Here is a 9,448-nt window from a genome sequence, read left to right on the forward strand (position 1 = left end):
TTCTTCTCCCACGGGGTCTGCGGTGTGCAGGCGACGCAGTCGGCGTCTGCGGTGAAGAACGTGCCGTGCTGAGCGAGTCGGAACGCGAGCGAATTCACGCCCATGTGGCGGGTGCGCTCCCAGTGCCGCCCGGACGTGTCGTCGCCGATCCGCTGTACCTCGACGAGACCTGCGGCCAGGTGCCCGACCGTGTTGCAGCCGATGAGCACGGCGTCGCCGGCGGCCTCCCGGATGGTGCGGTAGAAGCGGAGCAGGATCTCGGCGTTGGTCAGCGACCGGTCGGCCCACTGCCAACCGGACTCGGTCAGGTCGCTGCCCACCTTGTTGCCGAACCGGCCGAAGGCGTCGTACGTCGAGAAGTCATGCTTGATCAGCTCGAACCCCCACCCCCGGATGCGCCGGACGTCGGCGTCGATGTCGGCGAGATTCTCCGGCACCGTCAGGTCGAGGGGTTGTTCCGCAACCCTGCGAGGTCCGGCGCGGAGCCGACCCGGATCGTCGACGAAGGACAGTGCCGCGGGTCGCATCCAGATGCCCGGGCGCGCGCCACGCTCGGCAATCGCCGCCGCCAGACCGGGCATGTCGTCGAAGATCCCGGGGAGCCCGCGCTTCCACGGACCCCCCGGGCAGACGCCGCCGGCGCTCCACCCCGCGTCGACCACCGCGAACGGACGCACCGGATGACCGTCGGCCAACGACACCACCGTGTCGGCGTCGCGGAGGACGTGTTCGGGGGTGAAGTCGCGACCGTAGGCGTAATACCAGTTGTTGCAGCCGACGATAGGACCCGCGGACGGCAGCGGGTCGGTGCACATTTCGGCGCAGAGCCGCCGTTGCACCGCCCACGGCGTCTCGTCGGCGGCTCCCGTCACGTCGACGATGGTCGCGGCGGTGAGCCGTCGGTCGCCCGGCCGGACCGGTCCGCCGCCGTTGCGCAGGTCGAGCCACAACGAGAAGCCGTCCTCGTCGACCAGCCAGGAGCAGAAGGCGGCAGGCCGGACCCGGACGCCCATCCCGTCGGTCCGGCCGGAGTCCGGGTCGTGGCGGAGCCAGGACCAGGGCAGAACCCGCTCGGGCTGCACCGACCGCCACTGCAGGTCGCCGTACCCGCGCTCCCACGCGTCGCCGAGGATCAGCGATCCGGGCACGAGCGGACGCCGCCAGCGCAGCCCGACCCGGGACAGTTCGCCGGTCGGGCACGAGACGTCGACCGCCATACCGTCCGAAGCCGGACGGAGGGTTACCTCCGTCCCAAGAGTCACGAACCGGTTCCCGTCCCGACGGGCGGTGGTCACGTCGTCGTCGGGTCCGAGCAGCAGCACCGAGTCCGGAGGGTTGATCGTCACGCCGACCTCTCAGGTAGTGGTGCGGCGCAGCGTACCGGCCGGCGATTCCCGGAGAAATTTCTCGAGGTCGCGAACAGGACTACGGGGGCGAGGTAGCGTCCGCTCAGCCGGTTAGCTGAATTCGCGGGCGGGCCTATCGAAGCGCGGCGTGTTGTGTGATGGACATTGGCCGGGAGGGTCGCGTGAAGCCTGTCAAGCCGCTTCGAGTCGGAGTACGCCGCGTGGTCGTGGTCGGCACTGCCGCCATCGTCGCCATGTCGGGATATCTGGGAGCGGCCGCCGCCTCGCCCGGGTCAGCCGGCTCAGGTCATGGTCTGGTGTCGGTGGCGCAGGGTCCGTCGACCACCGCTCTGGCCTCCGGAACACCGCTTGGGGCGACCGCGGCCGCGACGAAGATCCAGGTGTCGTTCATCCTCCGCGCGCGCCATCTCCGGGTGCTGGAACGCCGGGTGCAGGCGGGCTGGGGGCATCACTACCTGTCGACGGCCCAGTTCGCGGCGCAGTACGGACAGTCGACCGGCTACGTGCGGGCACTGCAGGCGTATCTGCGCGGCTTCGGCATCACATCGCACGCGTACGCCGACCGGTTGGACGTCTCCGCGCGCGGCACGGCCGAGCAGATCAACAAGGCGCTGAACGTCCTGCTGCGCGACTACCGCGTACAGAGCACCAGCCCGACAGCGAGAGGCAGCTCGCGCCCGCAGACCGTCTACGGGACGCGGACGAACCCGCGGATGCCAGCCGACCTGGCCGGGCCGATCCTGGCCGTGCTGGGGCTGAGCAACTACTCGTCGGCCCAATCCCGGGCGATTCCGGCCGTCGGGCATCGCGCGACGACCGGAGCGCGCGCGAGCAAGGCCGCCTCCCTGCCGCCTGGCCAGCTATCGCCGAAAGACTTCGTCAACCGCTACCACCTCGCCAAGCTTCGCTCCGGTGGGGCCAAGGGACAGGGCCAGACAGTCGCGATCATCACCCTCGCCGCATTCAAGCCCTCGACACCCCTGACCTTCTGGAACAAGTATCTCGGCCTCAACGAGCCGGCGAGCCGGCTCACGACCATCCCGATCGACGGGGGTGCGCCGGGACCGAGCGCTGATGTCGGAACGAGCGAGAGTGATCTCGACGTCGAGCAGTCCGGCGCGGTCGCGCCGAAGGCACACGTGCTCGCCTACACGGCACCCAACAGCGACCCGGGTTTCGCGGACGCCTTCTTCGCCGCCGCCTCCGACAACGTCGCGGACACGGTCTCGACGAGTTGGGGCGAGTCGGAGTCCATCCTGCGGATGCAGGTCGCCCAGGGCCTCGAAACACCGGCGTACGTGCAGGCCTTCGACGAGGTGCTCCTCGAGTTCGGCGCGCAGGGCCAGTCCAACTTCAACGCGAGCGGCGACAGCGGTGCCTATGACGCCATCGGCGATGCGGCGACCACCAACCTCGACCCCGGTACCAGCAATGACAGCCCGTACACCACCTCCACCGGCGGGACGACCCTGCCGGGTCTTCAGACCTACCAGGCGACCGACAGCACGGGTAAGCCGGTCGGCACCGAATCCGCGAACATCCCCGCCGAGCGGGCGTGGGGGTGGGACTACCTCTGGCCGCTGCACAAGGCGCTCGGTCTGCCCGACGAGGCAGCTGCCGTCACGGATCTCAGTTCGGGCCTCCAACTCGGCGCCGGTGGCGGCTACAGCGTCCTGGAAAACCGGCCGGGCTATCAGCAGGACGTCTCCACGTTCAACGCCCGGCGCTACCTGATCCCCACCCAGTTCACCGACGTGGCGCCGGGACTGACGCTGCCGACCGCCTTCGGGTTCAACCCGTCGCCGCGGCTGATCTCGGGCACCGTGGCCCGCGGCCGCGCCACCCCGGACCTGTCTGCCAACGCCGACCCGCAGACCGGCTACGCCGTCTACGACCCGGACCTCTTCATCGGCGGCTTCCAGCAGGAAGGCGGTACCAGCTTCACCGCACCCCAACTCAACGGAGCCGCAGCGGTGATCAACAGCTATGCGGGTCGGCGGATCGGGTTCTGGAACCCCGCGATCTATCGATTTGCGCGGTCTGGCAGCTCACCGTTCCAGCCGCTGAACGACACGAAGGTCTACTCCGGCAAGCGGTTCCTCTTCCAGACCAACGCGAAGGGGGTCGTGACCGCATTGCCCGGCCAGTTCAGCAACGACAACCTCTTCTACACCGGTACGCCGGGGAAGATCTGGAATGCCGCCGCCGGTCTCGGCATCCCCAACCTGACCGCGTTGGCGCACGACTTCACCCGATGATGCGGTGAGCCTCCGCCGTCCGGCTCAGCCGGACGGCGGCCTCACCGATCGGCGCCGATGCTCCCGTCGCCCGATCCGTCACGTACCGAATTATCGACCGGCTCGTTGTGCTGCCGATTTCGACCTGCCCGGGTGGAGCGTAGGTGCTTGCCCTGCACCAGAGCCCAGGCCCTGCTCAGCGCGACGGCGAACGCGGCGATGCCGACGTAGGTCAGGTCGTAGACGTAGTTTCGATCGCCTGGGCTGATCGTCAGGAGAATGCCGACGACGAGCTGGAAGAGGTACGTGCCCATGCTGAGGAACAGCAACACCATGTGCAGTTCCTCGCGGGCGAGCCGATGGTGCAGCTGCACGGTGCCGAGCAGGCTGACCAACGCCATGATGATCGCGATCTTTCCAAGCGTGGACTGCGGGATCAGCGCGACCAAGGACACGAAGAAGCTGTTGACCAGCGCAGTGAATGCCGAGCCGGCCTGTGCCCGGCCGTCGGCCGGCGCGCCCTCGCCGAAGACCGCCTCCGGTCGGAGTGACACCGCCACGAACAGCAGGCCGATCAGCACTCCAGCGGCTGCGGCGGCCGCCGTGAAATAGGCCGTGAACTCCGGGGGAACCATGGGCCGCCTCTCGGGGTCGCGGTTCCGGGCGCTGCGCTGTGATCAGTGTTGCGCGCGGCGGATGACGGCGGCCCGATATGGGCGAATTGGCCTGGCGGTGTCGGTAGTCAGACGGCCGTGGGCATGTCGTACCCACCGGACGTCGGTGCCGGTCCGGCGGAGTCGCGCAGGTCGAGGATCCCGTCGACGCGGTTGTAGGCGATGAGCTCGAGGAGCTGCTGCGGCGGGTGAGTCACGATCAGTCGACTGCCGGCCAGGTGCAGGGCGTAGTGGTGCGTCAACAGCAGACCGATGCCCGCCGTGCAGGTGGAGGTCAGCCAACGCAGATCGAGGATCACCGTCCGGTCACCACTGACCCGGGCGCGGGTCAGCGCCATGTCGAGCGCCGGAGTCGTGAGCAGGTCGAGCTCACCGCGGACCTCGATGTGAAACCCGTCGATGTCCCGATTGACCAGCACCTCGAACGGAGGCAGACCGGTGGGAAGTTTCGTCGTCGACTGCGGGGCTGTGTCCACAGCTCACCCCCTACGTGCGGCGTCACAGGTGCCGGGGGGCTGACATCAACTCCGGCTCTGACCACCACTATGTGAGAGACACCTGGGGGCTGACTGTCCAACCACTACTGAGCGTAGGCGCCAAGTCGAAGAACCGCAGCCCCAACCCCGAGACCCGACGGGCCACGGCCCGCCGCCACGTGCAGATTGTCCGTGACTCGTGCTGAGATGCGGGATATGACTTCGGGTGGGGAGGTCCACATGGGGGTTCGGATCGAGGCGACCGGCTACGGCGCGGCCGCGCTCGAGACGCTCGGCGCGGTGGTCGCGGCAGCGAAAAGTGCCGACCCGATGGCATCCGTCACGATCATCACGCCCAACAACATCGCCGGTGTCGCCGCGCGGCGTTACCTGGCTACGCGCGGGGGAGTTGGGCGCGGGATCGCCGGTGTCGAGTTCACCACCCTGCCGCGGCTCGCCGAACGCATCGCGGCGCCTGTGCTGGCTCCGCGGCGGCCGGCCAACCACACGGTGATGGCGGCCGCATGGCGCCGAGCCCTCGCCGACGCACCCGGTCGATTCCGGGACATCGCCGACCATCCGGCGACAGTTCGCGCCCTGGCCGACGCCCACACCGAGCTCCGCGACATCAGCGGCACAGCGCTCGCAGCGGTGCGTGACGCGAGCGACGTCGGACACGACCTTGTCGCACTGCACGAGTCGGTCACCACCCGTCTGGGTGACGACTGGTACGACGTCACCGACGTCATCCGCACGGCCGCGGCTCAGCTGCGCGGCGCCCCGGTTCCGGCTGAACTCGGCACCTGCGTCCTCTACCTTCCCCAGCTCCTCAGCCGGGCGGAGGCGGAGTTCGTCACGACTCTGGCCGACCGCGCCGACCTCACCGTCGTCGTCGGGGTGACCCGCGTGAAACGCGCCGACCGTGCGGTCGACGGATCACTCGAGCGGATCGGTCTCGGTGCGGTGGAGATGCCGAAAATGAAGCCGGCGACGGCCACCCGCGTGCTCACCGCGTCCGACTCCGACGACGAGGTTCGCTGCGTCGTCCGAGAGGTCGTCGAGACGTTGAAGTCGACGCCCGCGCATCGCGTTGCGGTGCTCTACGCCGGGGCGTCGCCCTACGCCCGACTGCTCCACGAGCACCTGGCGGAAGCCGACATCAAGATCAACGGACCGGGGGTCCGCCCGGTCGACGAGCGAGCGGTGGCGCGCACCCTGATCGAGATCCTCGCGCTCGTCGATCACGACGTGCCGAGAGCCGGACTCTTCCAGGCGCTCGCCAACGCGCCGGTCCGCGACTTCACCGGCGACCGCATCCCGGTGTCGCCGTGGGAGCGTGTGTCGCGCTCCGCCGGAGTGGTCGGCGGGTCGGACTGGACCGCTCGCCTCGACTCGTTCATCAACGGCAAGCGCGAGCAGGCAGCCGCCGAGGAGACCGACCTCGACAGTCGAGAGTGGCTGGTCAAGCGCTTCCTCAAGGATGCCGGTCTGGCCGGCGAGCTTCGCGAGTTCGCCACCACACTGCGCGACGAACTCCACCGCGCTGATGGGATGTCGACCTGGCACGACCTCGCCACCTGGTGCCGCGAGCTGTTCACGACCCTCGTCGGCTCCGACACGACACTCAGCAAGCTGCCGGCCGAGGAGCAATACGCCGCCGCCACCGTGGTGTCACTGCTCCGTGGACTGGAATCGCTCGATGCGGTGGACGGTTCCGCGACCCTGGCGACCCTGCGCGACGTCATCGAGCTCGAACTCGCCGGCTCGCTGCCCCGCGTGGGCCGGTTCGGTGAGGGGGTGCTGGTCGCGCCGGTCTCGGCGGCGATCGGGCTCGACCTCGATGTCGTGTTCGTCGTCGGGCTCAGCGAAGACCTGTATCCGGGTCGCCTCCGGGCCGACGCGCTGCTTCCGGAGCGGACCCGAGCAGCGACGGACGGCGAGCTGGTGTCCTCCCGGGAGCGACTGAATTCCAAGCAGCGACACCTGTTGGTCGCATTCGCCTCGGCAGGCGTGGAGGCGGTGGCATCTCTTCCGCGCGGCGACCTGCGCCGATCGGCCCAGCGACTGCCGAGCCGGTGGCTGCTCCCGACCTTGCGGGAGCTGAGCGGCGACAAGAATCTGGCAGCGACCGCGTGGGAAGAGCCGCTCACCTACGACGGGCAGCTCGCGGCGGCCGGCTCGTTCGCCGGCGAGCTCTTGCACACCGATCGTCTTGCCACCGACCAGGAATGGCGCACGCGGAAAACGGCGTACGCCGGGGAACTCGACTGTGACGCCGTGGTGGTCGCCGGCGCGCAGATGGCCCGCGCCCGCGAAGCCGACCCGCTCAGCCGCTACGACGGCAACCTCACCGGAGAGGAAGGCCTGCCCGACTACGCGACCGAAGACCGGTCGGTGTCGCCGACGACGCTGGAGGAATACGCCAGCTGCCCACACTCCTTCTTCGTGCACCGGCTGCTCGGCGTCAAGGAGATCGAGCAGCCCGAGGACATCGTCAAGATCTCTCCGCTCGAGATCGGCAATCTCATCCACCAGAGCGTGGAGGCACTCGTCACCGAGTTCAGCACCGAACTCCCGGATGTCGGGCAGCCATGGTCCGACGCGCAGCTCGACCGGTTCCTGGAGATCATCGACGCGAAGGCCGACGAATTCGAGCGGCGCGGACTCACCGGACACCCACGGCTGTGGGCGGTCGAGCGCGAACGCATCCGCTCCGACGCACGCTGGCTGCTCGACGACGACAATGAATGGCGCGCCGAGGTCGGGGCCCGGGTCGCGGCCAGCGAACTGGTGTTCGGCAGCAAGGGGATCCCCCCGGTCGAGATCGCGGTGCCCGGCGGTCGGATCCGGATGCGGGGGAGTGCCGACAAGGTCGACGTCGGTCGCGACGGCACTATCTACGTCACCGACATCAAGACCGGAAGCGATCGGAAGTTCACCGACATCACGCAGGATGATCCGTTGGCCGCCGGCTCGAAGCTGCAGCTGCCCGTCTACGCCTACGCAGCCCGGATCAGGTTCGGGGAGCGGGACACACCGGTGCATGCGGCCTACTGGTTCGTACGCCGGGACCGGGGCCGGCGGGAGATCGACCTCACCCCCGGCGTCGAACGCATCTACGCCGACACCCTGTCGGTGCTGGTCACCTCGATCGCACGCGGTCTGTTTCCGATGCGGGCACCGGACAGTCCCGACTACACCTCATATGTGCAGTGCTCGTACTGCAACCCGGACGGCCTCGGCTACACCGACAACCGCAAGCTCTGGGAGCGAAAGCGCAACGATCCCGTGCTCCGCGATCTCCTCACCTTGATCGAGGCGGAAGCGCTGACCGAGGACGAGGTCGGCGCGTGACCGGGACGCTCGCGGATGCGCGGGAGCGGGATCGGATCCGCACCGACACCGCGGAAACCCTCTTCGTCAACGCCGGCGCCGGCTCCGGAAAGACGGCGGCACTCATCGACCGGGTGACCACCCTGGTGTTGTGCGACGGCGTCCGGCTGAGCCGCATCGCCGCCGTGACGTTCACCGAGAAGGCGGGCGCCGAGCTGCGCGACCGGCTCCGCGAACAGTTCGAAGCCGTATGGCGAGCCGACGGCCCGGACAAGCCCACCGCCGAACAGGCCCTCGACGATCTCGACGGCGCCGCCATCGGGACCCTGCACGCCTTCGGACAGCGGCTGCTCACCGAGCACCCGATCGAAGCCGGACTTCCGCCGATCATCGAGGTGCTCGACGAGGTCGGTTCCTCGGTCGCCTTCGATGAGCGATGGTCCGAGCTGCAGGCCGAGCTGCTCGACGACGACGACATCGCCGCGCCACTCCTGCTCGGTATGGCCATGGGTATGAGGCTGGACCACGTCCGGTCACTTGCGGTGTCGCTCGGCAAGGACTGGGACCTGATCGAGGACCGGGTGCTCAGTGTGCCGCCGCTGCCGGTCGAGGTGCCCGACGTCACCGATCTCCTTGCCCGCGCCCGCGAGCTCGTGCAATCCGGTGTCTACTGCACCGTCCCGGACGACAGACTGTTGCGCCGGCTGGCGGAGCTGGCCGACCTGGTCGAGCTCATCGACACCGCGCCGGACGCTGGAACGGTGCTGACCAATCTCGAGCGGATCGCCGAGCTGAAATACCGCAACACCGGTCAGAAGGGCAACTGGAGGGTGTCGGCCGAGCAGGTCCGGAACGTCGGACTGGAGATCGCCGCAGACGCACGTGACATGGTCCGGCCGGTGCTCGACCGGTGTCTGCGGCAGATGACGTCATGGGTCGGGCAGCGGGTGCTGGACGCCGCCGAGACCCGTCGGCGCGAGGGCAAGCTGGAGTTCCACGACCTCCTGGTGCTGCCGCGCGACCTGCTCCGGCGCGACGCCGGCGTCCGTGCCGCCGTGCACGAGGACTACCAACGGCTGCTGCTCGACGAGTTCCAGGACACCGACCCGATCCAGATCGAGCTCGCCGCCCGGATCTGCGGCGGGGCCGCGGCGGATGAGCCCAGGTGGCAGGCCGTCGACGTACCGCCGGGGCGGCTTTTCGTCGTCGGAGACTCCAAACAGTCGATCTACCGGTTCCGCCGGGCCGACATCGCGACCTACCTCGAAGCAGAGCGAGAAATAGGAGAGACCGCCAGCCTGACCACCAACTTCCGTACGGTCGACCCGATCCTGCAGTGGGTCAACGCGGTGTTCGGGCGA

General features: G+C 68.9%; 6 protein-coding genes. 3 read left to right on the plus strand and 3 right to left on the minus strand.

The features are described 5' to 3' along the window. Positions 1-1,346: hypothetical protein (locus tag VGH85_05315; GenBank protein ID HEY2173215.1), on the minus strand; the 1,346-nt coding region annotated here is incomplete at its 3' end. Positions 1,347-1,528: 182 nt separating this feature from the next. On the opposite strand from VGH85_05315, the gene VGH85_05320 reads away from it, so the two are divergent. Further along, positions 1,529-3,625, plus strand: coding sequence for a S53 family serine peptidase (locus tag VGH85_05320; protein ID HEY2173216.1), 2,097 nt, complete (start codon positions 1,529-1,531; stop codon positions 3,623-3,625). Between the two features lie 41 nt (positions 3,626-3,666). Here VGH85_05320 and VGH85_05325 read toward each other — a convergent pair whose 3' ends face one another. After that, entirely contained in the window at positions 3,667-4,239 is a 573-nt protein-coding gene (locus VGH85_05325; GenBank protein ID HEY2173217.1) for a hypothetical protein, read from the minus strand. A 107-nt stretch (positions 4,240-4,346) separates the two neighbouring features. Continuing rightward, positions 4,347-4,754: an STAS domain-containing protein gene (locus VGH85_05330; protein HEY2173218.1), complete on the minus strand. Its 408-nt coding sequence runs from the start codon at positions 4,752-4,754 to the stop codon at positions 4,347-4,349. A gap of 240 nt (positions 4,755-4,994) precedes the next feature. Between VGH85_05330 and VGH85_05335 the strand changes: the two genes are divergently transcribed. Together VGH85_05335 and VGH85_05340 are read left to right on the plus strand one after the other, a co-directional pair. Further along, positions 4,995-8,108 (plus strand): PD-(D/E)XK nuclease family protein, encoded by a 3,114-nt coding sequence (locus VGH85_05335; protein ID HEY2173219.1) that lies wholly within the window; start codon positions 4,995-4,997, stop codon positions 8,106-8,108. After that, positions 8,105-9,448: UvrD-helicase domain-containing protein (locus VGH85_05340; GenBank protein ID HEY2173220.1), on the plus strand; the 1,344-nt coding region annotated here is incomplete at its 3' end. The genes VGH85_05335 and VGH85_05340, both read left to right, overlap by 4 nt.

Source organism: Mycobacteriales bacterium (genome assembly GCA_036497565.1).
Lineage (GTDB): Bacteria > Actinomycetota > Actinomycetes > Mycobacteriales > QHCD01 > DASXJE01.

Coding starts and splice junctions, on each gene's coding strand:
- VGH85_05325 (HEY2173217.1), bottom strand. CDS start 4,239: ATGGTTCCCCCGGAGTTCACGGCCTATTTCACGGCGGCCGCCGCAGCC.
- VGH85_05335 (HEY2173219.1), top strand. CDS start 4,995: ATGGGGGTTCGGATCGAGGCGACCGGCTACGGCGCGGCCGCGCTCGAG.